The organism is Pseudomonas sp. NPDC089547, from assembly GCF_050280665.1.
In the GTDB taxonomy this organism is placed as follows: Bacteria; Pseudomonadota; Gammaproteobacteria; order Pseudomonadales; family Pseudomonadaceae; genus Aquipseudomonas.
The window spans coordinates 62,086-85,157 of sequence record NZ_JBNNVS010000004.1 but is presented as its reverse complement, the minus strand read 5'-3'; the positions used below and the strand labels follow the sequence as shown (position 1 = coordinate 85,157).

The 23,072-nt window shown below is 64.2% G+C and carries 22 protein-coding genes; 13 read left to right on the top strand and 9 right to left on the bottom strand.

Annotated features, from left to right (window positions below; genetic code table 11):
• Window positions 1-118: 118 nt before the first annotated feature.
• The 7 genes from ACQKPZ_RS04195 (at window position 119) to ACQKPZ_RS04165 (ending at window position 8,476) form a co-directional block, all read left to right on the top strand.
• Window positions 119-598 carry a hypothetical protein gene (locus ACQKPZ_RS04195; RefSeq protein ID WP_427535712.1) on the top strand — a complete coding sequence of 160 codons (480 nt, stop codon included), beginning with the start codon at window positions 119-121 and terminating at the stop codon, window positions 596-598.
• A 59-nt stretch (window positions 599-657) separates the two neighbouring features.
• On the top strand, window positions 658-2,229 hold the full coding sequence (locus ACQKPZ_RS04190) for a sensor domain-containing diguanylate cyclase (protein WP_427535710.1): 1,572 nt from the start codon (window positions 658-660) through the stop codon (window positions 2,227-2,229).
• Window positions 2,230-2,458: 229 nt separating this feature from the next.
• Window positions 2,459-3,235 carry a ParA family protein gene (locus tag ACQKPZ_RS04185; RefSeq protein ID WP_391129996.1) on the top strand — a complete coding sequence of 259 codons (777 nt, stop codon included), beginning with the start codon at window positions 2,459-2,461 and terminating at the stop codon, window positions 3,233-3,235.
• A gap of 185 nt (window positions 3,236-3,420) precedes the next feature.
• Complete coding sequence (locus tag ACQKPZ_RS04180; protein ID WP_427535708.1) at window positions 3,421-3,831, top strand: DUF2946 family protein; 411 nt, start codon at window positions 3,421-3,423, stop codon at window positions 3,829-3,831.
• Window positions 3,832-3,899: 68 nt separating this feature from the next.
• Window positions 3,900-6,050: a TonB-dependent receptor gene (locus ACQKPZ_RS04175; protein ID WP_427535707.1), complete on the top strand. Its 2,151-nt coding sequence runs from the start codon at window positions 3,900-3,902 to the stop codon at window positions 6,048-6,050.
• 177 nt (window positions 6,051-6,227) lie between these two features.
• The gene (locus ACQKPZ_RS04170; RefSeq protein WP_427535706.1) at window positions 6,228-6,986 is read left to right on the top strand and encodes a hypothetical protein; all 759 of its coding nucleotides are present in this window, start codon (window positions 6,228-6,230) and stop codon (window positions 6,984-6,986) included.
• 152 nt (window positions 6,987-7,138) lie between these two features.
• Entirely contained in the window at window positions 7,139-8,476 is a 1,338-nt protein-coding gene (locus ACQKPZ_RS04165; RefSeq protein ID WP_427535705.1) for an MFS transporter, read from the top strand.
• 113 nt (window positions 8,477-8,589) lie between these two features.
• Here the strand turns inward: ACQKPZ_RS04165 and ACQKPZ_RS04160 are convergent, their stop codons facing one another.
• From ACQKPZ_RS04160 to ACQKPZ_RS04150, 3 genes are read right to left on the bottom strand one after another with little or no spacing between them, the layout of a single operon-like run.
• The gene (locus ACQKPZ_RS04160; RefSeq protein WP_427535704.1) at window positions 8,590-11,736 is read right to left on the bottom strand and encodes an efflux RND transporter permease subunit; all 3,147 of its coding nucleotides are present in this window, start codon (window positions 11,734-11,736) and stop codon (window positions 8,590-8,592) included.
• 16 nt (window positions 11,737-11,752) lie between these two features.
• On the bottom strand, window positions 11,753-12,967 hold the full coding sequence (locus ACQKPZ_RS04155; protein ID WP_427535702.1) for an efflux RND transporter periplasmic adaptor subunit: 1,215 nt from the start codon (window positions 12,965-12,967) through the stop codon (window positions 11,753-11,755).
• A complete protein-coding gene (locus tag ACQKPZ_RS04150) occupies window positions 12,960-14,213 on the bottom strand; it encodes a TolC family protein (RefSeq protein WP_427535700.1) in 1,254 nt (417 codons plus the stop codon). Before ACQKPZ_RS04150 ends, ACQKPZ_RS04155 begins: the two co-directional genes overlap by 8 nt.
• A gap of 205 nt (window positions 14,214-14,418) precedes the next feature.
• Here ACQKPZ_RS04150 and aroQ point away from each other — a divergent pair, with 205 nt between their 5' ends.
• Window positions 14,419-14,868 (top strand): type II 3-dehydroquinate dehydratase, encoded by a 450-nt coding sequence (aroQ, locus tag ACQKPZ_RS04145; protein WP_427535699.1) that lies wholly within the window; start codon window positions 14,419-14,421, stop codon window positions 14,866-14,868.
• Entirely contained in the window at window positions 14,865-15,713 is an 849-nt protein-coding gene (locus ACQKPZ_RS04140; protein WP_427535698.1) for a shikimate dehydrogenase, read from the top strand. Before aroQ ends, ACQKPZ_RS04140 begins: the two co-directional genes overlap by 4 nt.
• Window positions 15,714-15,830: 117 nt before the next feature.
• Here ACQKPZ_RS04140 and ACQKPZ_RS04135 read toward each other — a convergent pair whose 3' ends face one another.
• Window positions 15,831-16,367, bottom strand: a complete 537-nt coding sequence (locus ACQKPZ_RS04135; RefSeq protein ID WP_427535697.1) for a thioredoxin family protein — start codon at window positions 16,365-16,367, stop codon at window positions 15,831-15,833.
• Complete coding sequence (locus tag ACQKPZ_RS04130; RefSeq protein WP_427535695.1) at window positions 16,357-16,632, bottom strand: DUF2790 domain-containing protein; 276 nt, start codon at window positions 16,630-16,632, stop codon at window positions 16,357-16,359. The genes ACQKPZ_RS04135 and ACQKPZ_RS04130 overlap by 11 nt, the downstream gene beginning before the upstream one ends.
• Window positions 16,633-16,851: 219 nt before the next feature.
• Here ACQKPZ_RS04130 and ACQKPZ_RS04125 point away from each other — a divergent pair, with 219 nt between their 5' ends.
• The 4 genes from ACQKPZ_RS04125 to ACQKPZ_RS04110 all read left to right on the top strand — a co-directional run bounded on the left by ACQKPZ_RS04125 (window position 16,852) and on the right by ACQKPZ_RS04110 (window position 20,139).
• Complete coding sequence (locus tag ACQKPZ_RS04125) at window positions 16,852-17,592, top strand: response regulator (RefSeq protein ID WP_391130031.1); 741 nt, start codon at window positions 16,852-16,854, stop codon at window positions 17,590-17,592.
• Window positions 17,589-18,875 carry a sensor histidine kinase gene (locus ACQKPZ_RS04120; protein WP_427535693.1) on the top strand — a complete coding sequence of 429 codons (1,287 nt, stop codon included), beginning with the start codon at window positions 17,589-17,591 and terminating at the stop codon, window positions 18,873-18,875. Before ACQKPZ_RS04125 ends, ACQKPZ_RS04120 begins: the two co-directional genes overlap by 4 nt.
• Before the next feature lie 130 nt (window positions 18,876-19,005).
• On the top strand, window positions 19,006-19,623 hold the full coding sequence (locus ACQKPZ_RS04115; protein WP_427535691.1) for a ferric reductase-like transmembrane domain-containing protein: 618 nt from the start codon (window positions 19,006-19,008) through the stop codon (window positions 19,621-19,623).
• Between the two features lie 27 nt (window positions 19,624-19,650).
• Window positions 19,651-20,139, top strand: coding sequence for a DoxX family protein (locus ACQKPZ_RS04110; protein ID WP_427535689.1), 489 nt, complete (start codon window positions 19,651-19,653; stop codon window positions 20,137-20,139).
• A gap of 118 nt (window positions 20,140-20,257) precedes the next feature.
• Here the strand turns inward: ACQKPZ_RS04110 and ACQKPZ_RS04105 are convergent, their stop codons facing one another.
• From ACQKPZ_RS04105 to ACQKPZ_RS04090, 4 genes are all read right to left on the bottom strand, one after another.
• The gene (locus tag ACQKPZ_RS04105) at window positions 20,258-20,956 is read right to left on the bottom strand and encodes a DNA-binding domain-containing protein (RefSeq protein ID WP_427535687.1); all 699 of its coding nucleotides are present in this window, start codon (window positions 20,954-20,956) and stop codon (window positions 20,258-20,260) included.
• A complete protein-coding gene (locus ACQKPZ_RS04100; RefSeq protein WP_427535685.1) occupies window positions 20,949-21,782 on the bottom strand; it encodes a DUF692 domain-containing protein in 834 nt (277 codons plus the stop codon). Before ACQKPZ_RS04100 ends, ACQKPZ_RS04105 begins: the two co-directional genes overlap by 8 nt.
• 74 nt (window positions 21,783-21,856) lie before the next feature.
• A complete protein-coding gene (locus ACQKPZ_RS04095) occupies window positions 21,857-22,348 on the bottom strand; it encodes an EF-hand domain-containing protein (RefSeq protein ID WP_427535683.1) in 492 nt (163 codons plus the stop codon).
• 159 nt (window positions 22,349-22,507) lie between these two features.
• Window positions 22,508-23,062, bottom strand: a complete 555-nt coding sequence (locus ACQKPZ_RS04090; RefSeq protein ID WP_427535681.1) for a DUF4174 domain-containing protein — start codon at window positions 23,060-23,062, stop codon at window positions 22,508-22,510.
• Window positions 23,063-23,072 lie beyond the last annotated feature (10 nt).

The window sequence follows — 23,072 nt, the reverse complement described above, 5'->3', positions numbered from 1 at the left end:
CAATGGTTGGAGGCCACGGTTCTACCCCAGCACGCCGCACAAGGCAAATCACAAAGCGCGCCTGGCCAGGCGCAGATCGGTATAATCGGCCGTCTTCACTGCCCGACCAGGCCACGCCATGCCTCGCTTCCAGAAGTTGCTGTTGCCCCTGCTGCTGACTGCCGCCCTCACCGCCTGTGACCAGAAGCCCTCCCGTGAAGAGCAGATCCTTGCCCAGCTTCCGCTGCAGGACGCCTATACGCACAACATCGAGCGCATGGCCGCGTTGCTTGGCCGTACCCACCCGCAGCTGTCACAAGCCACCATCCAGGATGTACTGCGCAAGCACCTCACCGTCGAGGACCAGCGCCAGGACCTGTTCCGGCTGTACAGCGAAAAGAACTTCAGCGACGCCGAGTTCGCCACCATCGTTGCTGCCACCCAGGACCCGGCCAAGGCGCGCGCCCTGGAAAACACCGAAGCCGGCAAGCACCTGAGCGAAAAACTCACGGCCCTGATGCGCGAAACAGCACGCGATGCAAAGGTGCAGGCCTTGGTCGAGCAGCGTATGCAACAGGTGGAAGACGAACTGGATGCGCTGGAAAAGGCAGGTTCTTGAACGCGGCACGCAAGGTCATTGCCATTTCGTAGCCTTTACCCGATACCTCGAGGTCAGGATTGCCACACGCCAAGCACGGACTGCGCCTGGATCTGCGCACACTCATTCTGGTGCTCTGCGCCCTCACTGCGTTGGTCATGCTGTGCGCCAGCTATTTTGCCAGCTACCGGGTGCAGCGCCAGTTGCTGATCGACCACGCGCTGGAAGCCAACCGGGTATACGCAGCGAAGCTCGCAGCCATCACCGAAACCTTTATCGGTAACGCGCTTCAACAACTTTCGTTTAGCGCGGGTGTACAGGGTCGGCAACTGGCTGATGCCCAGGCCATGCAGGCAGAGACTGACCGTGTACTGGGCCAGAGCATGGCTTTCAACTCCACGTTCGTACTCGATGCCGACGGCGTGCTGCTGGCAATTTCCCCCGCCCCACTGAGGCACCTGGTTGGCAGCCGCATGCAGTCACCCGGCGTTCAGGAGGCGCTGCGCGAACGGCGTCGGTTGGTGTCCACACCCTACGTGTCCGCTGCCGACAACCTGGTGGTGGCGCTGTCACAACCCATTCTTGATAGCAGTGGCCGCTACCTGGGGTATGTCGGCGGCAGCCTGTACCTGCGTGAGCGCAACATCCTCAACAGCCTGCTGGGCGAGCACTTCTACAAGGACGGTTCGTACCTGTATGTGGTCGACCGCAACCGCCGCCTGCTGTACCACCCCGACAGCCAGCGGGTGGGCACGGTAGTGACCGGCAATACGCTGGTCGACCAGCTGGCGACCCTGGACAGCGGTACCCGAAAGCTGATCAACAGCCAAGGTGTTGAAATGCTTGCTGGCTTCGCCACCGTACCCAGCGCCGGCTGGGGTGTAGTGGCGCAGCAACCGCTGGCACAGACAGTAACGCCACTGAGCCACCTGGTGCTCAACGTGGTGGGCACGTCTGCGCCCCTGGCGCTGGTGGGCTGCCTGCTGCTGTGGTGGCTGGCCATGACCATCGCCCGGCCACTGTGGCAGCTGGCGGCCGGCGCCCGCTCGATGGACCACGCAGGCACCGCCGAGCGCTTGCATCGCGTGCGGGCCTGGTACTTCGAGGCCGCCGAACTCAAGCGCGCCCTGCTGTTCGGGCTGAACCTGCTGCAGGAACGCATCGGCCGGCTCAACCGCGACGCCCAGACAGACCCGCTGACCGGTCTCGGCAACCGCCGCAGCATGGAGCTCAGCCTGTCGTTGCTGGAGGCCGAAGGGCGGGCATTTGCGGCCATTGCGCTGGACATCGACCATTTCAAGCGGGTCAACGACAACCATGGGCACGACGTCGGTGACCAGGTGCTGCGAAAGCTGGCAGAGCTGATGCGCCGTTGTTGCCGCGAGGGTGACCTGCTGTGCCGCACCGGCGGCGAGGAGTTCTTGATGCTGTTGCCGGGGGCCAGCCTGGAGGCGGCGGCGGCAGTGGCAGAACGGCTGCGCGTCACGGTTCAGGATACGCCGGTGGAGCCTGTGGGTGGGGTCACCATTTCGCTGGGGGTGGCGCGCTGGGACGGCGAGGCTGGTGGTGAGCCTGTGCAGGCATTGGGCGAGGCTGACCGGGCGCTTTACCGGGCCAAGCAGGAGGGGCGCAATCGGCTGGTGGTTGGCTGAGTTTCTTGTTTCTTCTGTGCCGGCCCTTTCGCGGGCTTGCCCGCTCCCACAGGGTTCTGCTCAGGGTTTGAAACTTGTGTAGTACCTTTGGGAGCGGGCAAGCCCGCGAAGAGGCCGGCACAGGCAAGTACGAAACCTGCAGTTGTAACAATGCTTGTCATAAAACTGTCGTGTTGCCGTCATAGGATTGACCCCAACCTGACATTTTCTCTTCATGGATGAGCATCTCATGCGTCGTGTGGTTTTCAATCAGAAAGGTGGCGTCGGTAAATCCAGCATCGCCTGCAACCTCGCCGCCGCCAGTGCCGCCGAGGGCTACCGCACCTTGCTGGTCGACCTCGACCCGCAGGCCAATGCCACCTACTACCTGACCGGCCTGGTCAACGACGCCATACCTGCCGGCATCGCCGATTTCTTCCGCCAGACCTTGTCGCCGGTCACCGCCGCTGGCAAGAAGCACCGCGTGGCAATCACCGAAACCCGCTACAGCAACCTGCACCTGGTTACCGCGAGCCCCGATCTCAGCGACCTGCAAAGCAAGCTGGAGAGCAAGTTCAAGATCAACAAACTGCGCAAGCTGCTGGTGGAGCTTGGCGAGGACTACGAACGGATCTACATCGACACCCCGCCGGCGCTCAATTTCTACACCTTCAGCGCGCTGGTGGCGGCCGAGCGCCTGCTTATCCCGTTTGACTGCGACAGCTTCTCGCGCCAGGCCCTGCACAGTGTCATGGCCGAGGTCGAAGAACTGCGCCAGGACCACAACCCGGCGCTGCAAGTGGAGGGCGTAGTGGTCAACCAGTTTGCCGGGCGCACTGCCCTGCACCAGACCCTGGTCGACCAGTTGCGCGGCGAAGGTTTGCCCGTGCTGCCGGTGTACCTGAGCAGTTCGATCAAGATGCGTGAATCGCACCAGGCGTCGGTGCCATTGGTGCACCTGGCGCCACGGCACAAGCTGGCGATGGAGTTTGTCGATTTGCTGGATGTGCTGGAGCGGGCGGCCTGACAGACCTTGGGGGCGCTTTGCGCCCCTTTCGCGACACAAGGCCGCTCCTACAAAGGATCGCGACAGCCGCAATGTGACGCGATCCTGTAGGAGCGGCCTTGTGTCGCGACGGGCTGCAACGCAGCCCCAAAATCCCGACGCAAAAGAGCTACCCGACCGTTCATCCGAATGGTAGATTCCCCGCCATGAAAACCACCCGCCATACACGCGCACTGACGGCCTGGACGCTCTATGCCAGCGTCCTGTTCAGCCTGTTGCTGTGCGGCCTGCACCATGGCCAGATGGGCGGCCTGCGTCTGGCTGGCCTGGAAGGTGGCTTCTGCTCGGTCAACAGCGAGCACGGCGTGGCCATCGACCTGGACGGCGCGGGTGGTGACCAGCACATGGCCCAACTCGACTGCCCGGTGTGCTCCTCGTTCGGCCTGGCCGTACCACTCAGCAGCGGCGGCTGGTCGTTCGCCCCGTCGCAGGCCGTGGCCACCTCGCCCATTGTCGTGCGCAGTTGGGCGCAGCCGCCACCGCGCTATCAACGCCCCGCCCTCAACCCCCGCGCCTCCCCCAGCGTCTTTCCCGCAGCCGTACTTCATTTCGCCTGACCTCAGCCGGGCGCGCCTGCGTGCGCGCTCGCCGTCAGCCATGACCTTTGCGTGGAAGACACACCAACATGCTTCGCAAAACCTCCCTGGTGCTCCTGATGGGCACCTGCAGCTTTGCCTGCGCTGAAAACGCCCCCGTGGAACTGGGCGCCACCACCATCGACGGCGAGCGCGACGCCGCCACCGGCGTACAACTGGACGAGCCGATCCGCACCGGCTCGCGCCTGGGCCTGACTGCGCGAGAAACACCTGCCTCGGTCAGCGTCTCGGACCGCCGCCTGATCGAAGAACGCGGTGCCAAGGACAGCCAGGACGTGGTCAACGCCATGACCGGGGTGAATGCCTCGGCCAACCCGGGTTTTGGCGGCTTCGTCGCCTACCGCGGCTTCACCCAGAACCAGGTCACCCAGTTGTACAACGGCATCAACCTGGGCTACAGCAGTGCTACCCGGCCCGTGGATGCCTGGGTGCTCGACCGCGTCGAGCTGATTGGCGGGCCATCTTCGTTCCTGCATGGCGCAGGCGCAGTGGGCGGTTCGATCAACTACATCACCAAGCTCGCCAGCCGCGACCAGCAGATCATTGACGGGCGCATACGCTATGGCAGTTTCGACGAAAGCGAGGTGGCGTTCGGTATCAACCAGGCACTGGCCAGCAACCCCGCCGATGCCCGCCACTTCATGCGCCTGGACTTCAGCCGTGGGCATGGCAACGGCTACGTCGACCGCAACGAACGGCACACCGACAGCCTGGCTTTTTCGCTGCTCAGCGACCTGGCCCCCAACCTCACCCACACCCTGGCGCTGGAGTACCAAGAAGACCGCGAAGACAGCCCCTACTGGGGCTCGCCGATCCTGCCCGGGCGCAGCACCATGAAGATCGACAACAGCCGCCGCTTCGAAAACTACAACGTCGCTGACGGCCGCTATGAGCAACGGGTACGCTGGCTACGCTCGATCCTCGACTACCAGGTCAGCGACAGCACCAGCGTGCAGAACACGCTTTACCACTACAACGCCCAGCGCGACTACCGCAACCTTGAACGCTACGCCTACACCCGCGATGGCCAGGTGCAACGCAGCAGCCCTTACCTGCAACGCCACGACCAGAACCTGCTGGGCGACCGCATCGAGCTGCGCCACGACAACCAGTTGTTCGGCCTGGCCAGCCAATGGTCGCTGGGGCTGGAATACTCGCGCATGCGCCAGACCCTGTACCCCACCTCGGGTAGCTGGAGCGATGTGGTCGATGCCGATCACTTCGACCCCGGCAGCTTCAATGACATCCCGGGCGTGAACGCCGGCCTGACCAAGCAACGCCGCCACGAGGTGACCAACCGTGCGGTGTTTGCCGAGAACCGCCTGCAACTCACCGAGCGCCTGGCGCTGCTGACCGCCTTGCGCTACGACTACCTGGACATGGAAGTCACCAACTACGGCGCAGTGACACCCACCTCACCGGCCTACTTCGAGCGGCGCTGGGAACCGCTGTCCGGGCGCATCGGCCTGACCTATGCGCTGACGCCTTCGGCCAGCCTGTATGCGCAGTACAGCACCTCCGCCGACCTGCCCGCCGGTTCGCTGGCGGCGGCGACCTACTCCAATGTCGGGCTGTTCGACCTGTCCAAGGGCGAGCAATGGGAAGTGGGCAGCAAGTTCGACTTCCTCGACGGGCGCGGTGCGGCCACGCTGGCGCTGTACCAGATCGTGCGCAAGGACTTTGCCGTGCGTGACTCGAACGACGCCAACCTGACGGTGCAGGCCGGGCAGCAGACCTCGCGCGGGGTCGAACTGTCCGGGCGCCTGCAAGTCACCCCGAAGTTGCTGGCCGAAGCCAACTACGCCTACGTCGACGCGCAATACGATGAGTTCAACGAAGCGGTCAACGGCGTGTCGGTGTCACGCAAGGGCAATGCACCGACCAACGTACCGGCCAATGTCGCCAACCTGTGGCTGACCTACAGCTTGTCACCGGCCTGGTCGGTGGGCGCGGATGGGCGCTACGTGGGCTCGGTGTATGCCGACAACGCCAACAGCCTCAAGGCCCCGGCCTACACCCTGTTCGGCGCGTTCGCCCGCTACCGGCTGGATGAACACACCACGCTGACCGGGCGGGTGCGCAACCTGACCGACGAGGTGTATGCCAAGCAGGCCTACAACAGCCAGTACTACATGGGGCCACCGCGCACCTTCGAGCTGGCGGTGGACATGCGTTTCTAAGCGCAAGCGTGGTTCCCTGTGGAGCGGGCACGCCCGCTCCCACAGGTACCTTGCAGGTTTCAGGCTCCCCCGATTCTCCACAACAACTACACAAAAGTATCGGGCAGTTTGAGTGATAATATTGGTTCTCAACAACGCCGGCATGTAGGCCGGCTCCATCACATCAAGGAAGTTTCTGTGTTCAGATCGTTGTCTCCGGCAATCATGGCTGCCGCACTCATCGCCTTGGCAGGTTGCCAGAACCGGCCTGCCTCCGAGGAAGACAAACAGGCGCGCCAGGCATTCGTCAGCGACATGCAAAACGTCCTGAGGCTGGGCATTGCCACAGCCGATACAGGCAAGCAGATCGGCGTGGTCATGCTGGATGTCAAACTCGACCGGAACTCCGCGCCCACCAGTTGCAAAGCCAGCAAGCCACCGATGAAATACGAAACGGTATTGCCTGCCGACCTTGTCCGCTCGGACTTCAACGCGTTGGCAAGCATGGTCGAGGCGCAGTGCTGGAAGACCATCTACCCCGTGGTGCCCAAGTCGATGCGCGATGAGGACGGCACGGTGGAAGTACGGGCGCCGATGTTCGTGGTGCTGCCTTCATACGCCCAGGCACCCGACACCGCAAGGCGCCAGGCCAATGCACAGCGCGAATTCTTCTGGCAGCACCTGTTCCGCGACCAGCCGGTAGACAGCATTGGCAGGGCCTCGCTCTACTACGAAGCAAACGCACAGGGCAACGTCCAGGGCTGCCTGGTACAGATTTACCCCCACCCGAACCGGCCAGATGATTTCCGCCTCGATGGCAAACTGCAGGCCGAACTGAACAGCCGCTGCATGGCGCTGAACCTGAGCCAGCTGCCTGGCTTCAGCACCGACGCGCACGGCCAGGCCAAGGGTTACAGTGAACTGGAGTACGCCCCCTGGAAAGTGGGCCGGCTGTAAACCGCCACAGCGGTTGAATCAGGTATCCCGAGGTCGCCCTCGACAAAGCGCCCTACGGCGCCCGGCGATCTACTGGCAAGCACAACAAATGATGGCGCGGCCCGACCGCGCCACGTTCATCATGGCTGCCAATGGAACCGGAGAGCTCCCGCATGTCTGCACCTCATGAGGTATCCCCCGCCACCTTGCGCCGGGTGATCGCCGCCTCGGCAATCGGCAACTTCGTCGAATGGTTCGACTTTGCCGTCTATGGTTTTCTCGCCACGCTGATCGCCAGCCAGTTCTTTGCCAGCGAAGACACCAGCGTGGCCTTGCTCAAGACCTTTGCGGTGTTCGCCGTGGCCTTTGCCCTGCGCCCGCTGGGCGGGATCGTGTTCGGTGCGCTGGGCGACCGCCTGGGGCGCAAGCGCATCCTGTCGCTGACCATCCTCTTGATGGCAGGCTCCACCACCCTGATCGGCTTGCTGCCCACCTACGCCAGCATCGGCCTGGCCGCCCCTGCGCTGCTAACCCTGGCGCGTTGCCTGCAAGGCTTTTCTGCCGGTGGCGAGTACGCCGGGGCCTGCGCCTACCTGATGGAGCACGCGCCCAGCGACAAGCGGGCCTTCTATGGCAGCTTCGTGCCGGTCTCGACCTTTTCCGCCTTTGCCTGCGCCGCCGTAATTGCCTATGGCCTGGAGGCCAGCCTGTCGGCCGAAGCGATGAATGCCTGGGGTTGGCGCGTGCCGTTCCTGATCGCCGCACCGCTGGGGCTGGTTGGCTTGTACCTGCGCTGGCGCATGGAAGAAACCCCGGCATTTCGCCAAGCCGTCGCCCAGGGCAAGGAGCACGAGCACTCACCGCTCAAGGAAACCCTGCGCAACCATGGCCGGGTCATTCGCAACCTGGGGGCGTTCATCTCGCTGACCGCGCTGTCGTTCTACATGTTCACCACCTACTTCGCCACCTACCTGCAACTGGTGGGCAACCTGACCCGCGCGCAATCGCTGCTGGTGACCACCGTGGCGCTGTTGTTCGCCGCCGTTGGCTGCCCGCTGGCCGGGGCGTTCTCGGACCGCGTGGGGCGGCGCAAGACCATCGGCTTTACCTGCCTGTGGGTGATGCTGTGCGTGTTCCCGGCGTACTGGTTGGCCAGCTCGGGCTCGATGTCCGGCGCGCTGATCGGGGTGATCCTGCTGGCGGTGGGGGCGCTGTGCAGTGGCGTGGTGACCGCGGCGTTGCTGTCGGAAAGTTTCCCTACCCGAACCCGCTATACCGCGTCGGCGATTACCTACAACGTGGCCTATACGCTGTTTGGCGGTACCGCGCCGCTGGTGGCAACATGGCTGATCGGGCAGACCGGCAGCAGCCTGGCACCGGCGTTCTACCTGGTGGTGATTGCGCTGGTGGCGTTGGTGGGCGGGTTGGCGTTGCCGGAGACTTCGCGGATATCGTTGCATGATGAGGTGGGGTCGGACGGTGTACACCCTGGGATTCGTCGCAGTATCTGAAATCGTGGGGCTGCTGCGCAGCCCATCGCGACACAAGGCCGCTCCTACAGGGGATCGCATGTCCTGTAGGAGCGGCCTTGTGTCGCGATGGGCCGCAAAGCGGCCCCAGGATGTCAGCCCTCCTGCTGCTCTTCGCGCCGATAAGCCCACTGGTACAACGCCGGCAACACCAGCAACGTCAACGCGGTAGAAGACAAGATCCCGCCAATCACCACCGTCGCCAGCGGCCGCTGCACCTCAGCCCCGGTGCCGGTCGCCAACGCCATCGGAATGAACCCCAGCGAAGCCACCAGCGCCGTCATCAGCACCGGCCGCAAGCGCGTCAGCGCACCTTCCTCAACCGCTACCCGCAGCGGGCGCCCTTCTTCGCGCAGGCTGCGGATAAAGGCGATCATCACCAGCCCGTTGAGTACCGCCACCCCCGACAAGGCAATAAACCCCACCCCCGCAGAAATGGACAGCGGAATATCCCGCAACCACAGCGCCAGCACCCCGCCGGTCAGGGCAAACGGAATACCGGTGAACACCAGCAGGCCATCCTTGAGGTTGTTGAACATCATCAGCAACAGCGCCATGACCAGCAGCAGGGCCACCGGCACCACCACCTGCAAACGCTCGGCCGCCGACTGCAACTGCTCGAACTGCCCCCCCCAGCGCGTCCAGTAACCCGGTGGAATCTGCACCTGCTGTATCAGCGTCTGTTCGGCATCCTTCACGAACGAGCCCAGGTCACGCCCTCGCACATTGGCACTGACCACCACCACCCGCTTGCCATCTTCGCGGCTGACCTGGTTAGGCCCCAGTTGCAGGTTCAACGTGGCCACCTGCGACAACGGGATGAAGCCAATTTGCGCAGCGCCCGCAGCGGCACTGGCCGGTACCGGAATCAGCAGGCTGCCCAAGCCGTCCACATCGGTACGCAAGGTTTCGGGCAGGCGCACCACCATGTCGAAACGGCGATCGCCTTCATACAGCGTGCCCGCCGTGCGGCCCCCCACTGCAATCGCGATGGCATCCTGCACATCACCCACGTTCAGGCCGTGACGGGCCGCCTTGTCGCGGTCGATGTCGATGGTCAGCACCGGCAGGCCGGTGGTCTGCTCAACCTTCACCTCGGATGCACCCGGCACCCCTTGCAAGCTGCTGGCGATCTGCGCGGCGGTGCGGTTGAGCACGTCCATGTCATCACCGAACAGCTTAACCGCCACATCGCTGCGCACCCCGGAAATCAGCTCGTTGAAACGCAACTGGATAGGCTGCGACAGTTCGTGGTTGCTGCCCGGTACGCTGGCGGCCGCACGTTGAACCTCGGCGATCAGTTCGTCACGCGGTTTGCCCGGGTCTACCCACTGCTCGCGCGGGCGCAACATCACATAGGCGTCGGAAATGTTCGGCGGCATCGGGTCGGAGGCGATCTCGGCGGTGCCGGTACGCGCAAACACCCGCTCCACTTCCGGCACCTGGGCGATGATCGCCCGCTCCAGGCGCTGTTGCATGTCCACCGACTGCGACAGGCTGGTACCCGGCACGCGCAACGCCTGCAAGGCAAAGTCACCCTCGCTGAGGCTGGGGATGAACTCGCTGCCCATGCGGCTGGCCATTACTCCGGACAGCAGCACCAAAGTGGCCGCCGCGGCAAACGCCAGCTTGCGCCGGCCCAGCACCCAGGCCAGCACCGGGGCATAGCGCTGGCGCGCCGTGCGCATCACCAGGCCTTCTTCTTCCTTGACCTTGCCGGTAACGAACAGGGCAATGGCTGCCGGCACGAAGGTGACCGAGAGAATCATCGCACCCAGCAGGGCCATGACCACGGTAAAGGCCATGGGGTGGAACATCTTGCCCTCGACCCCGGTCAGGGCAAAGATCGGCAGGTACACCACCATGATGATCAGCTGCCCGTAGATCAGCGGCCGGCGCGCCTCGCGGGCTGCGGCAAACACTTCATGGAAGCGCTCGCTGCGGGTGAGCATGCGGCCATGCCGTTGCTGGGCGTGGGCCAGGCGGCGGATGGCGTTTTCCACGATGACCACGGCACCGTCGACAATGATGCCGAAGTCCAGCGCCCCCAGGCTCATCAGGTTGGCACTGACCTTGTTGCTGAACATGCCGGTAAAGGTGAACAGCATCGACAACGGGATGACCATGGCGGTGATCAGCGCGGCACGGATGTTACCCAGGAACAGGAACAGCACGGCGATGACCAGGATGGCGCCTTCGACCAGGTTCTTCTTTACCGTGGCGATGGCTTTTTCCACCAGGTTGGTGCGGTCGTACACCGTCACCGCCACCACGCCCTTGGGCAGGTTGCGGTTGATCTCGACCAGTTTGGCGGCAACTGCCTGGGACACCGTACGGCTGTTCTCGCCAATCAGCATGAACACCGTGCCCAGCACCACTTCCCGGCCATTCTCGGTGGCCGCACCCGAGCGCAGCTCTTCGCCCAGGCCAACCTCGGCCACATGGCTGACGCGAATCGGTGTGCCGTCGACGCTGGAAATGACGATATTGGCGATGTCTGCGGCCGAGGCTACCTGGCCGGGTGCCCGGATCAGCAACTGCTCGCCGTTGCGCTCGATGTAACCGGCACCCACGTTGGCGTTGTTGCGCTCCAGCGCCGCGATCAGGTCGTTGAGGGTAATCTTGTAGGCCGCCAGTCGCTTGGGCTCTGGTGCAATCAGGTATTGCTTGGCGTGGCCACCGATGCTGTTCACTTCGGCCACCCCTGGCACATTGCGCAACTGCGGCTTGATGATCCAGTCCTGGATCACCCGCAGGTCGGTCGGCGTGTACGGCGTGCCGTCCTCCTTCAGGGCGCCCTGTTCGGCTTCCACGGTCCACAGGAAGATCTCGCCCAGGCCGGTGGAAATCGGCCCCATGCCTGCTTCGATCCCTTCGGGCAATTGCTCGCGGGCCACTTGCAGGCGCTCGTTGACCAGCTGACGCGCGAAGAACAGGTCGGTGCCATCATCGAAAATGACCGTGACCTGCGACAGGCCCGAGCGCGACAGCGAACGGGTCTGCTTCAGCCCAGGCAGGCCGGCCATGGCCGTCTCGATGGCGAAGGTGATGCGCTGCTCGGTCTCCAGCGGCGAGTAGCCGGGCGCGGCGGTGTTGATCTGCACCTGGACGTTGGTGATGTCCGGTACAGCGTCGATCGGCAGTTTCTGGTAGCTGTGGATACCCACCGCGGCCATCAGGACCACGGCCAGCATCACCACCAGGCGCTGCTCGATGGCAAATTGGATCAGGCGTTCGAACATGCAGGAGTCCCCGTGATCAATGGCTGTGCTCGGCCGAGCCCTTGCCCAGTTCCGACTTGAGGACAAAGCTGCCAGCGGCGGCCACCTGGGTACCGGCGGCCAGGCCGCTGATGATTTCCACCTGGCCGGCATCGCGGCGGCCGGCCTTTACCGGGCGTGCCTCGAAGCCTTGCTCGGTGCGGGCAAACACCACCGTCTGTTCCTCCCAGGTTTGCAGGGCGCTTTCCGGCACCACCACGGCGGCATTGAAGCGCTCGACACTGACTGCAACATTGACGAACAGCCCGGGGCGCCAGGCGCCGTTGGGGTTGGCCAGGGTGGCACGCACGGTGGCGGCCCGGTTCTGCTCGCCGAGCAGGCTGCCAACGTAGTTGACCTTGCCCTCGACCTGGGCGCCCAGGTCCGGGGCGCTGACGGTGACCTTGCGGCCGGTCACCACCTTGTCTAGGTCACGCGGGGCGACAGCAAAGGTGGCCCAGACCCGGCTCAGGTCCGACAGGGTGAACGCATTGCTGGTCTCGTCGACCACCTCGCCCACCGTCAAGTGCTTCTCCACCACTACGGCATCAAAGGGCGCCCGCAACTCGTAGCGATTGCCGGCACCGGCCGGGCCCACGGCGGCGACTTTCTGCCGGGCGTTGGCCAAGGCAATTTCGGCCTCCTGCAACGCCTGGCGCGCCTGCAGGTAATCCTGTTCGGCGCTGATGCGTTCCTGCCACAGCTGCTGTTCGCGCTGGAACGTCAGGCGTGCCAGTTCCAGGCGGCGCTGGGCGGCCTGCTGTTCGCTGCGCAGGTCCGAGATCTGCTGGCTGGCGATCACCGCCAGTACCTGGCCACGCTTGACCGCCTGGCCCAGCTCAGCCTGCACGGCTTCTACCACGCCGGGCACACGGGGCACGACATGGGCAGTGCGGTCTTCGTCGAAGCGGATTTCCCCCGGGAAGCTGATGGCGGTACCCAGTTCACGCGGGCCGGCGGCAGTCAGCTGCACACCGGCAGCTTCGATCTGGGCAATGGACAGGTGCAGCTGGCCCTCTTCTTCGCCATGCCCCTCTTCTTCGTGGCCTTCGGCGGTTTTCTCGGCGCCATGGCCATGGCTGTCTTCGCCGTGATCGTCGTGCCGGGCTTCAGCCTTCGACGCCTGGCCCAGGTTGCCGGTAAAGGCCAGGCCACCGAGGCCAAGCGCAGCCATGGCGGCGACCAGAAGGGCTATTTTGCGTGGGTTAGTCATTGTTGCTCCTGCTGTTCAATTGGTTGCTCAGGCCATCGAGGTCGCCGTAAATCCGCTCGACCTGCGCCCGCGCGTCGGTCGCCGAAGCCAGCGCGTCCAGATACAGCCCTCGGGCCTCGATCAGCGTGCGCTGGGCGTCGAGTACATCGAGGAAAGCGAACTTGCCCATTTCGAAACCACGGGTGGCGGTGTCCACGGCCTGCTGTGCAGACGGCAGGATGGTGCGGTCGTAGGCGTCCACCTCCTGCATCGCTGTCTGCCATTGGCTGACGGCGCTACGGGTGTCGCTGCGCAGGCGCAGGTCCACGGCGTTGCGCAGGTCACGCGCCTGGTCGGCACGGCGTGCGGCGGCCAGCACATTGCCCTGGTTGCGGTCGAACAACGGCAAGGGCATCGACAGGCCAACCACATTGACCCGCTCCCGGTCTTCGCGGCTGTACTGGCTACCAAGGCTGACGGTGAGGTTGGGAATGCGCTGGGCCTTTTCCGAGCCCAACGTGGCATCGCCGCGCTCGACCTGGGCGGCGGCCAGGCGCCATTCGGCCGTTTGTTCGACCTGGCCGAGCAAGCTGTCGGCACTGGGCGCGACGCCTGGTGAAAGGTTGGCCGCCTGCAACTGGTCGAACGCTGCCAGCGGGCTGCCGGTCAAGCGCGCCAAGGCCTGATAGGCCACGCTGCGTTGGGTTTGCGCCCGCCGCACTTCGGCCTGGGCCTGGGCCAGTTGTACGTGGGCACGGGTGGCCTCGACAGGCGATGACTGACCAGCAGTGACACGCCCCTGTACCACCCGCAGCCCGCGCTCGGTCAGGGCCTGCGACTGCTGCGCCAGTTCCAGCGCGGTCTGCGCGCGCAGGGCAGCGTGGAAGGCCTGCACCACATCGGCACGCAGGCCATTGCGCTGGCGCTCCAGGTCGAGCTGGGCAATCGCCTGACCGCTGCCGGCCACCGCGATACGTGCGCCGCGCTTGCCGCCTAGCTCCAGCGGCTGGCTAAGGGTAACGGTGGTGGTGCTGGTGCTGCGGCGGGTGTCCTCGACCTCCCAGGACAGCTCAGGGTTGGGGATCAAGCCGGCCTGGCGCCGCTCGCCGTCGGCGATGCCCAGCTCACGACCCGCGGCGGCCAGCTCCGGGTTCTGGGCAAAGGCGGCGGCGAGCGCCTGGGGCAGGCTCAGGCTCTGGCTGGCCTGGGCGCTGGTGGCGCTGGCCAGCAACAGGCAGAGCAAGGCGATCTTGCGGGGGATGGGCACGAACAAATCCTCGTCGACGCATGTAGGCGAGGCACTGTAGAAAGCCGTGCTTATCGGGGCGGTGTCGGGAAAATTACAATTTTGTAAGGTTTGACTGCGTTCGATAATCGCCCACTTTCCCGGTGCGACGATCTAGTCCAATTGACGAAACTAACCAGTCAGTACAAAACTACGCGCATCCAACAACAACAAAGTGATGCCCGTCATGAAGCCCCTTATTCTCGTGCTCAACGGCCCCAACCTGAACATGCTGGGCACCCGCGAGCCTGCACAATATGGCCACGAAACCCTTGCGGACCTGGCCCGAAGCTGTGCCGACACTGCCCATTCCCACGGCCTGGAAATCGAATTCCGCCAGACCAACCACGAAGGCGAACTGATCGACTGGATCCACGCCGCCCGCAACCGCTGCGCCGGTATCGTGATCAACCCCGGCGCCTGGACCCACACCTCGGTGGCCATTCGCGACGCCCTGGTGGCCAGCGAACTGCCCGTCATCGAGGTGCACTTGTCCAACGTGCACAAGCGCGAACCGTTCCGCCACCTGTCATTCGTATCGTCCATCGCCGTGGGCGTGATCTGCGGCCTGGGCAGCCATGGCTACCGCATGGCCCTCAGCCACTTTGCCGAACTGTTCCAGGAGCGCCTTGCATGAGCCAGCAAGCCATCCTTGCCGGCCTGATTGGCCGTGGCATCCAGCTGTCGCGCACCCCTGCCCTGCATGAGCATGAAGGTGATGCCCAGGCCCTTCGCTACCTGTACCGGTTGATCGACGCCGACGCGCTGCAACTCGAAGACAGCGCCTTGCCCGGGCTGCTCGATGCCGCGCAGCACACCGGTTTCACCGGCCTTAATATCACCTACCCGTTCAAGCAGGCGATCCTGCCGTTGCTCGACGAGCTGTCGGACGAAGCACGCGGCATCGGCGCGGTAAATACCGTTGTGCTCAAGGACGGCAAGCGGGTCGGCCACAACACCGACTGCCTGGGCTTTGCCGAAGGCTTGCGCCGTGGCCTGCCCGACGTAGCACGGCGCCAGGTTGTGCAGATGGGGGCTGGTGGAGCAGGTTCGGCCGTGGCTCATGCCCTGCTGGCTGAGGGCGTCGAGCGACTGGTGCTGTTTGAAGTGGACGCAGCCCGGGCGCAGGCTTTGGTCGATAACCTGAACACCCATTTCGGTGCCGGGCGTGCGGTTGTCGGCACCGACCTGGCCACAGCCTTGGCCGAGGCCGACGGGCTGGTGAACACTACGCCAGTGGGCATGGCCAAGCTGCCGGGTACACCGCTGCCGGTGGAACTGTTGCATGCGCGCTTGTGGGTGGCCGAGATCATTTACTTCCCGCTGGAGACCGAACTGCTGCGGGCGGCCCGGGCACTGGGTTGCCGCACGCTGGATGGCAGCAACATGGCGGTGTTCCAGGCGGTCAAGGCGTTCGAGCTGTTCAGCGGGCGGCAGGCGGATGCGGCGCGGATGCAAGCGCATTTTGCCAGCTTTACCTGATAGACGAATGTTGGCTTCTTCGCGGGCATGCCCGCTCCCACAGGTACAGCGCAAACTTCACTGATTGCACTGTCTGTGTGGGAGCGGGCTTGCCCGCGAAGAGGCCGGCACAAGGCATCACCCTTTTTCATCCAGCAACGCCTGAATCACCTTTTCCTGCCCCCCATAGTCCCCCTCGCCAAAATGCACATGGCGCACCTGACCCTTGCGGTCGACAAAGTAATGCGCCGGCCAGAACTGGTTGCCCCAGGCATTCCACACCTCATGGTCGTTGTCCACCGCCACCGGGTATGCAATCCCTAACCTGGCCACCTTGTCCCGCAAGGTACCCACATCGTGCTCGTAGTCGTACTCCGGCGTATGCACCCCGACCACCACCAGCCCCTGGTCGGCATAACGCCGCGCCCAATCGTTCACATGCGGCAGGCTGCGCTGGCAGTTGATGCAGTCCCAGGTCCAGAAGTCCACCAGCACCACTTTGCCCTTGAGCCCCGGGGCATCCAGTGGCGCGGAATTCAGCCACTGGGTTGCACCTGCCAGCGACGGCATGGCGCCATAGCTGTCACGGGCCATCAGGTGGCCGGCCAGGCCCAGGCCGGTGAGGGCCAGGGCAATGCCACCTACCTTCAACAGCAAGCGCCGATCAATTCTCATGGCAACCGCCGGTGGCGTAAGTGCGGTACTGCACACTCTGCGGTTGGCCGTTGGAATCCAGGTAATCCATGCGGGTGTTTACCAGGCCGCACGCGTTGCTCTGGTCATCCTGTACCGACAATACTTTCTTCACATCCAGGTGTTCACCATAGTGGTACTGCATGGCACCAGCACCCGCCATGGGTGCGGTGGCGGCCTGAGCGGCAATGGCGCCGAAGCTGAGTACGGCGAACAGGCTGGCATTGGCGAAGGTTTTAACGTTCATGGCATCTCTCCTGAGTAACACTTGGGTGTGGGAAGTCGTGCTCCCCGGTCGAGAGCCATTTCACGCCTGCCAGGTATCGCGCATGTGTCGCCCGACACTGTGATGTGCTTCCTGCTGTATCTCGGCCTGCGCCAGATACACTGCAATACAAAACCCCGCAGGCAAGCGCCAACGCGCTCGGTACACTGCGCCAACCCCACTTACACAGGAACGCTGCGCATGGAACACGTCGATCACATCCTGATCGTCGACGACGACCGCGAAATCCGCGAGCTGGTCGGCAATTACCTGAAGAAGAACGGCCTGCGCACCAGCATCGTCGCCGACGGCCGGCAGATGCGTGCCTTCCTCGAAGCCAACAGCGTCGACCTGATCGTCCTCGACATCATGATGCCCGGCGACGATGGCCTGCTGCTGTGCCGCGAACTGCGTGCTGGCAAGCACCGCAACACGCCCGTGTTGATGCTGACCGCCCGCAACGATGAAACCGACCGTATCATCGGCCTGGAAATGGGCGCCGACGACTACCTCACCAAGCCGTTCTCGGCACGCGAACTGCTCGCCCGTATCAATGCCGTGCTGCGCCGCACGCGCATGTTGCCCCCCAACCTCACCATCAGCGAAAGCAGCCGCCTGCTCCGCTTCGGCCAATGGCGGCTGGACACCACCGCACGCCACCTGCTCGACAGCGAAGGCACCCTGGTGGCGCTGAGCGGCGCCGAGTACCGCCTGTTGCGGGTGTTTCTCGACCACCCGCAACGGGTGCTCAGCCGGGAGCAGTTGCTCAACCTGACCCAAGGCCGCGAAGCCGACATCTTCGACCGCTCCATCGACCTGCTGGTCAGCCGCCTGCGCCAACGCCTGGGTGACGATGCCCGCGAACCCAGTTGCATCAAGACAGTGCGCAGCGAGGGCTATGTGTTCTCGTTGCCGGTACAACTGCTGGAGTCGCCATCATGAAGTGGCCACGTACCCTGGCCTCGCGACTGGCACTGATCTTTTTCACCGGCCTGGTGCTGGCGTACGGCCTGTCGTTCGGCCTGCAGGCCTACGAGCGCTATATCAGCAGCCGCTCGATGATGCTCAGCAACCTGGAGCAGGACGTGGCCACCTCGGTAGCCATCCTCGACCGCCTGCCCGCGGCCGAACGCGCCGCCTGGCTGCCGCGCCTGGAACGGCGCACCTACCGCTACCGCCTGGACCAAGGCCTGGCAGGCGCAGCCATGCCCAGCAGTGACCCGCCCATGGCGGCCGAATCCATCGTCAAGGCCATCGGCAGCGATTACCGCCTGACCTTCCAGGACATTCCCGGCCCGAACGCCCACTTCCAGGCGCACCTGAGCCTGGCCGACGGCGCGCCGCTGACCATCGACGTAACCCCGTCGCCTGTGCCGGTGGCCCGTTGGCTGCCCGTGGTGCTGCTGATCCAGCTGGCCGTGCTGTTGCTGTGCACCTGGCTGGCGGTGCGCCTGGCCATTGGCCCCCTCACCCGCCTGGCGCAGGCAGTGGACAACCTCGACCCGGACAAACCGGGCGTGCAGCTGGATGAAAGCGGCCCGCGCGAGGTGCGCTACGCGGCGGTGGCCTTCAACGCCCTGCAAGCGCGCATCGCTGCCCACCTCAAGGAACGTATGCAATTGCTGGCGGCCATTTCCCACGACCTGCAAACGCCGATCACGCGCATGAAACTGCGGGTCGAAGTGATGGACGACGGGGTCGAGAAGGACAAGCTGTGGAGCGACCTGGGTGAAATGGAGCACCTGGTGCGCGAAGGCGTAGCCTATGCCCGCAGCATGGACACCAGCACCGAAGCCCCCTGCCGGATCAACCTGGATGCATTCCTCGACAGCCTGGTGTTCGACTACCAGGACAGCGGCGCCCAGGTGGAGCGCCATGGTAGCACCGCCAGCCTGCTGGAAACCCGCCCGCATGCCCTGCGCCGGGTGCTGGTGAACTTGGTGGACAACGCCCTCAAGTTTGCCGGCGCCGCTGAACTGCAGGTGTGCAGCGAAGCTGGCATGACCGTGATCCGCGTGCTCGATAACGGGCCTGGTATCCCCGGTGCCGAGCTGGACGAAGTGCTCAAGCCGTTCTACCGGGTAGAAGGCTCGCGTAACCGCAGCACTGGCGGTACCGGGCTGGGGCTAGCCATTGCCCACCAACTGATCCACGCCATGGGCGGCCGGCTGACCCTGAGCAACCGCGAAAGCGGCGGCCTGTGCGCCCAGATCGAACTCCAGTGACAGCCACGGCTGTTGCCCCTAAACAGCAGTCACTACAAACCGATACACAACCCCACCCCCCCCGACACACTGCAGATACCCCTCCCCCCCACACTCCCGGTCACACCTTCAAACACCGGGAGCCCCCTTGATGAAAGCCCTCACTCTGCCCAGCGGCTGGAAGCTGTTCGCCACCCTCGCCGGCCTGACCTTGGCCATGACTGCCGTGGTCCTGGCCGCCCAGCCTGACCCTGACGGCCTGCGCAGCGCCATCCGCGCCACCGCGCGCAGTTCCTTCGCACTCTTCCTGTTGGCCTTCCTGGCTTCATCACTGGTCACCCTGCTGCCTGGCACCGCCACCCGCCATGTCCTTCAGCAACGGCGCTACCTGGGCCTGGCGTTCGCCTTCTCCCACACTGTGCATGGCCTGCTGATCTACCGCTACGCCCAGCAATTCCCCGAACTGTTCTGGGCCGGCCGCACGCTCACCTCCAGCCTGCCCGGCAGCATCGGCTATCTGTTCCTCCTGCTGCTCACCGCCACCTCGTTCAAGGCCCCCATGCGGTTGTTGGGTGGCCGCACCTGGCAAGCCCTGCACAGCACCGGCATGTGGGTGTTGGCGGCCGTGTTCTGCCTGTCGTTCTACAAGCGCATCCCCATGGGCGGCTGGTACCCGTTGGCGTTCGCCCTGATGTTCAGCGCCATCACCGTCAAGCTCACCGCCAAGCTGGCCCGCCAGCAACGCCGCGGCGCCCGTGCACTTACCTGAAATCCTGCCCTGAGAGAGAACACCGACATGACCACCTTGACCCGCACCCTGACTACCTTCGACCACGTCGGCACCTGGAGCGCCGACTTGCCACTGCGGCTGTTCCTGGCCTGGGAGTTTTTCGAATCCGGCCTTGAGAAGCTGAACGGCAACAACTGGTTCGCCGACCTGCAAGGCAGCTTTCCATTCCCCTTCAACCACCTGCCTGCGGAGCTGAACTGGCAGCTGTCGATGTGGGCGGAACTGGTGCTGCCACTGTTGCTGTTGCTGGGGCTGGGAACCCGGCTGGCATCACTGGGCCTGATGGTGGTGACCGTGGTGGCGATTGCCGCAGTGCACTGGCCGGCACACTGGTCAAGCCTGGCCGAGCTGGCCCAAGGGTATGCCATTACCGACCAAGGCTTTGGCAACTTCAAGTTGCCGCTGATCTACCTGGTGGCGTTGTTGCCACTGCTGCTCAAAGGGGCTGGGCGGTTGAGCCTCGATCAATGGCTGAGGGTGCGGTTCAGCAGGTAATGCCAATGGGGCTGCTTTGCAGCCCTTTCGCGACACAAGGCCGCTCCTACAAGGAAACGCAATCCCTTGTAGGAGCGGCCTTGTGCCGCGAACGGGGCGCGGAGCCCCCCAAACCCCCTCAAACTGTACCCACAATGATGCCTTGCCGGCGCAACTCCTCCAGCAATGCCAGGCCCTGCTGTACATCCCCTCCCAACACCTCCAGCCTCGCCCGCCCACTGCCCTGTTCCAGCGCCAGCAACCGATAAGCCATCGGCGCCAGTCGCGCAAAGCGCACCGTCAACGCGGCATCACGATATACCAGCAGCAAGGTCGGCGACGCGGGTGCATCTGTGGGCTGATAATCCACCCCGATGCGCTCCACCGGCCACGCGTAAGCCAGCACCCGTGCCACACAGGACAACAGCGGTACCCCCTCCAGCAAATCGCCGGCAGGATCATGGGCGGGGTCCTCGGCATCGCTCAGGTACAACTGCGCCTCGACCCACTCGTAGTGCGCCAGTTCCAGCTGCCAAGGCGCATCCAGTTCGACAGTTTGCAGATAATCGACAAACGCTTCGGCTATCTCGGTAAACAAAGGGGTGTGGCTGCGGTAGTTGGCATAGAAGTCACGCACACGGGCATGCCAACGCTGTTCGCCCAAGGCCTGGCGCATCACCGGGAAGCTGCCGGCCAGCAAGCCTTCGATGGCGCCATAGAACAACTCACGGTAAACCGTCAGGCGCCGCGCTTCCACGCCGGGCGGCGGGGCATTGCGGTGTGGGTCGCGCAGGTGACGAGCCAAGGTGTATTGCTGCTCACGCAGGGTCTCATTCATGCACTTGCCCTCCCGAAGCCAGCTGTACGCTGCGGATACGCGCCGTCTCGGCCAAAAGCTCGGCCAGCGGCGGGTAGTTGAAGTCACGTTCAAGCACCGTCGGCTGCACGCCAAAGCGCGCACAGGCGACGGCGTACAACGCCCACACATCTTCCCTGACCGGCGCCCCATGGGTATCCACCTTCAGGTCGGGTGCTTCGTCGTAATGCCCGGCCACGTGCATGCCGGTAACCCTCGCCGTGGGCAAGCCCTCAAGAAAAGCCTTGGCGTCATAGCCGTGGTTGCAGGCATTGACGAACACGTTGTTGACGTCCAGCAGCAGGTCGCAATCCGCTTCGTCCAGTACCGCCTGGATGAACTCAAGCTCGCTCATGGCCTGGTAAGGCGCGGCGTAGTAGCTGATGTTCTCCACGGCAATACGCCGTTCCAGGTGTGCCTGTGCCTGCCGTATGCGCGCGGCTACATGGTGCACGGCCTCGTCGGTGAACGGGATGGGCATCAGGTCGTACAGGTGCCCGTCATCGCTGCAATAGCTCAAGTGCTCGCTGTACAAGCGCACCTGGTGGCGATCGAGAAACTGGCGGGTCTGGTCAAGGAAATGCCGGTCCAGCGGTGCGCTGCCACCCAGCGACAACGACAGCCCGTGGCAGGTGATGGGAAAACGCTCGGCCAACTGGGCCAGGCCCTTGCCGTAGGCACCGCCAACCGCTATCCAGTTTTCCGGCGCGCATTCAAGAAAGTCCACTGCACCGGCGTCCATGGCCAGCAATTCGGGCAACAGACCGCGGCGCAGGCCAAGCCCTGTATTCAATATCGCAGCAAGCATTATCAAGTCTCCAACAGGCACAACGCCCCACCTGACCAGCAGGAGGGGCGTTGTGTCGTTTCACGGGGTAACGGTCAGGATTTACCGGCCAGGTGGCTGAACAGCCCTTCGGGCATGGCCTTGCCATTGGCCTGGTAGATCGCCTTCAGGTGATCCGCCGCTTCCTGTTCAGAGATGAAGCCATCGTGGTTGCTGTCAATCTTGTCGAAATCGCCGGCACGGTCCTTGGCCACCGCCAAAAACTCATCCCGCGAGACTTTGCCGTCGTGGTTGCTGTCGGTCTTGGCGAACGAGGCGTCGCCACACTTGCCTTCGCCACATTTGCCCTCGGCCCCGGCTTTGGCGCTGGCACCGCACTTGCCCTCGCCGCATTTTCCTTCGCTCTGGGTGGCCTTGCCGCTACCGCCGCACTTGCCCTCACCACACTTGCCCTCGCCTGCCACCTTGGCCGAAGCCAGCTGGTAGCCCTGGGCCAACGGCTCAACGGCAAACGCGCTGCTGCTCAAGGCCATGCTGCCGATCAGGGCGGCGCCAAGCAGGCCAAGGGTATTTCGTACTTGAGTCATGGTGTTGCTCCACTGTCGTTGGAAAGTGGAGCCATTAAGCCGCTGCGCTATGTCGTGGTTGTATCGCGCAGCACACGGATTTGTATGGCAATGGTTCTGCAGTGGGGCCAGATACAGTGAGATACACGGCCCCGGGTAGACCGGGGCCAGTACGGATGATCAGTCTTCCAGCGGTTTGGGCGGTGCAGCGGGTTTGGCGGGCTTGGCCGGTTTGGCATCCTTGGCCTTGGGTTCCGATGCTGCCGCCGCCACCGGCTCGGGCGCCGTCACGGCTTTTTCGCTGGCGGGCAACTCATCGACGGCCTTGAGAATTGCCTGCGGGTCGATGGCCTCACCGCTTTCATCATCCTTGAGCATATGCCGCTCGCCGTCCTTGCCCACCAGAATCACCTTGGTACCCTTGCTCGCGCCCAGCTTCAGCTCACGAATCAAGGCCATGGTAGTCTGCTGTTCAAGGTTCTTGTCCTCGCGCTTGCCCATCATGTTGGCGACGCTGTAGAGCACCAGGTTGCGCTCCTTGAACGCCGCCTGGGTGGCCGGGTCTTCCAGCGCCTTGTTCAAGCCGCGCAAGGTCGGGTCGGCCGTGCTCGGGGCAATGATGACCAGCGGCCTGGCCTTGCCCAGTTCCTTGGCCAGGGGCGCATCACTGTCGGCGGCATACAAAGGGCCCGCCAGGGCGAGCAAGGTGGCGAGGGTCAATGACCGGACGAGCATGCGTATCTCC

Bases quoted from the DNA above. Each gene is read 5' to 3' on its own strand.
- ACQKPZ_RS04090 (WP_427535681.1), bottom strand. From the start codon at position 23,062: ATGCTCGTCCGGTCATTGACCCTCGCCACCTTGCTCGCCCTGGCGGGC.
- ACQKPZ_RS04135 (WP_427535697.1), bottom strand. From the start codon at position 16,367: ATGAGAATTGATCGGCGCTTGCTGTTGAAGGTAGGTGGCATTGCCCTG.
- ACQKPZ_RS04140 (WP_427535698.1), top strand. From the start codon at position 14,865: ATGAGCCAGCAAGCCATCCTTGCCGGCCTGATTGGCCGTGGCATCCAG.
- ACQKPZ_RS04185 (WP_391129996.1), top strand. From the start codon at position 2,459: ATGCGTCGTGTGGTTTTCAATCAGAAAGGTGGCGTCGGTAAATCCAGC.
- aroQ (WP_427535699.1), top strand. From the start codon at position 14,419: ATGAAGCCCCTTATTCTCGTGCTCAACGGCCCCAACCTGAACATGCTG.
- ACQKPZ_RS04125 (WP_391130031.1), top strand. From the start codon at position 16,852: ATGGAACACGTCGATCACATCCTGATCGTCGACGACGACCGCGAAATC.
- ACQKPZ_RS04195 (WP_427535712.1), top strand. From the start codon at position 119: ATGCCTCGCTTCCAGAAGTTGCTGTTGCCCCTGCTGCTGACTGCCGCC.
- ACQKPZ_RS04165 (WP_427535705.1), top strand. From the start codon at position 7,139: ATGTCTGCACCTCATGAGGTATCCCCCGCCACCTTGCGCCGGGTGATC.
- ACQKPZ_RS04110 (WP_427535689.1), top strand. From the start codon at position 19,651: ATGACCACCTTGACCCGCACCCTGACTACCTTCGACCACGTCGGCACC.
- ACQKPZ_RS04160 (WP_427535704.1), bottom strand. From the start codon at position 11,736: ATGTTCGAACGCCTGATCCAATTTGCCATCGAGCAGCGCCTGGTGGTG.
- ACQKPZ_RS04175 (WP_427535707.1), top strand. From the start codon at position 3,900: ATGCTTCGCAAAACCTCCCTGGTGCTCCTGATGGGCACCTGCAGCTTT.
- ACQKPZ_RS04180 (WP_427535708.1), top strand. From the start codon at position 3,421: ATGAAAACCACCCGCCATACACGCGCACTGACGGCCTGGACGCTCTAT.
- ACQKPZ_RS04130 (WP_427535695.1), bottom strand. From the start codon at position 16,632: ATGAACGTTAAAACCTTCGCCAATGCCAGCCTGTTCGCCGTACTCAGC.
- ACQKPZ_RS04115 (WP_427535691.1), top strand. From the start codon at position 19,006: ATGAAAGCCCTCACTCTGCCCAGCGGCTGGAAGCTGTTCGCCACCCTC.
- ACQKPZ_RS04120 (WP_427535693.1), top strand. From the start codon at position 17,589: ATGAAGTGGCCACGTACCCTGGCCTCGCGACTGGCACTGATCTTTTTC.
- ACQKPZ_RS04105 (WP_427535687.1), bottom strand. From the start codon at position 20,956: ATGAATGAGACCCTGCGTGAGCAGCAATACACCTTGGCTCGTCACCTG.
- ACQKPZ_RS04100 (WP_427535685.1), bottom strand. From the start codon at position 21,782: ATGCTTGCTGCGATATTGAATACAGGGCTTGGCCTGCGCCGCGGTCTG.
- ACQKPZ_RS04155 (WP_427535702.1), bottom strand. From the start codon at position 12,967: ATGACTAACCCACGCAAAATAGCCCTTCTGGTCGCCGCCATGGCTGCG.
- ACQKPZ_RS04095 (WP_427535683.1), bottom strand. From the start codon at position 22,348: ATGACTCAAGTACGAAATACCCTTGGCCTGCTTGGCGCCGCCCTGATC.